We start from the raw sequence: 1,751 nt of genomic DNA on the forward strand, positions 1-1,751 counted from the left end.
TCCTTCAAACCGGGTTTCTGTTTGTCTTGATGCAGTCGCTCATGGGGGGAACCCCCAAGACCGCGCTGCATCGCTATAAATCAAAGGCTGAAATCCAGTAATTATATTAAGAAACCCGATTTATGCTTAATTACTTTAACCATTAACTATTAACAATAGTAACAATTAACCATTAATTATTATATACTGAGTCTAGATTTTTGAGATGATATTTGCTACTAGTTAAACACCCTAAAAACTAATAATTTAAAAAAAATTTTTAATGAAAAATAAAATCCTGAACACTATAGATGAACTAGGTATTCGATTTGTGCGTATCATCTGGTGCGACAATGCTAACATCATCCGTGGTAAAGCAGTCCACTGGAAAACCTTACCAGACTACCTCAAGCACGGTGTGGGCATTTCAGCAGCCCAGCAAGCTCTACCGGTGATGTATGATGTCCCAGTCCCAGGCAGTGGCTTGGGACCCATCGGTGAAATCCGCTTAGTACCGGATTGGGAAACCTTAACCCCCTTACCCTATGCTCCTGGTCATGCCCGTGTGTTTGGGGATATGGTCAACAATGGTAGCCCATGGCCGTATTGTCCCCGAAACTTCCTCAAAAGGATGGTAGCAGAAGCGGAAAGTGAGGGCTTACAAGTGGTTGCTGCATTTGAAAATGAGTTTTACCTGCTGCAGCCAACCCCTGAGGGGATTCTACCGGTAGACAATACCGTATTTGCCTCGACGCTGGCAATGGATCAACATCAAGAGGTGATTGACCACATTGCTGAAGCCTTGGTGGAGCAAGGGATGCCCGTAGAGCAGTATTACCCAGAATGTGGTCCTGGTCAACAGGAAATTTCTATACTGTACACCCAAGCCCTACCAGCGGCAGATCAACAAATAGCCTTCCGGGAGACAGTAAAAGCGATCGCATTTCAACATCACCTGGTTGCCTCATTTCTGCCCAAAATCCTACCTGACCAAGCGGGTAATGGTTGTCACCTCCATATCAGCCTATGGCGGGATGGGAAAAACCTGTTACTCAATCCAGAAGGAGATGGGGGACTTTCCCAAGTCGCCTGTCAGTTTATTGCTGGAATTCTACAGCATTTACCAGCTTTAATGGCACTAACTACACCCAGTACTAATTCTTATCGACGGATTCGCCCTCATTGTTGGAGTGGCGCGTTCCGTTGTTGGGGAATCGATAACCGAGAGGCTGCGGTCAGGGTACCGAGTAACCCAGACGGTGAGAGTCCAACAAATTTTGAACTGAAAACTGTTGATGCTTCTTCTAATCCTTATCTAGCCTTGGGAGCAGTAATTGCGGCTGGCTTGGATGGAATTCGTAACAGTATGGAATTGGGAGAATCCGTAGCAGTAGATCCAGGACATTTGACAGAATTAGAACGTAGTCATAAGGGTATTGAGTTATTGCCAACTAATTTAGGGGAAGCGATTGGTAACTTAAGTGCTGATCAAGTACTATTGGATGCCTTAGGAGTAGAATTGGCTCAAGCCTATATAGCGGTAAAGAAAGCCGAGTGGGAGGCAATGAAAGATTTTGAGTTGGAGGAAGAAGTCGAGCTTTTATTAGAGCGATATTGAGCTAATTGATATTCGTGAGGATTCAGCCCTCAGGTATCAGCTTCACGCCTGATACCTGAATACTAATCTAGACCTTTTCATCTATAAGCAGCCACTTTGCTCCACTAATAACTTCCATGTTTGAGGACCAACAATCCCATCAGCACTCAAGCTA

At 44.7% G+C, this 1,751-nt stretch carries 1 protein-coding gene; it reads left to right on the top strand.

Translation table 11 applies throughout. The annotated features are described in order from the left end of the window. Positions 1-262: 262 nt before the first annotated feature. On the top strand, positions 263-1,597 hold the full coding sequence (locus F6K20_RS37055; RefSeq protein WP_287298203.1) for a glutamine synthetase family protein: 1,335 nt from the start codon (positions 263-265) through the stop codon (positions 1,595-1,597). Positions 1,598-1,751 lie beyond the last annotated feature (154 nt).

The sequence above is a fragment of the Moorena sp. SIO2C4 genome (assembly GCF_010672485.1).
In the GTDB taxonomy this organism is placed as follows: Bacteria; Cyanobacteriota; Cyanobacteriia; order Cyanobacteriales; family Coleofasciculaceae; genus Moorena; species Moorena producens.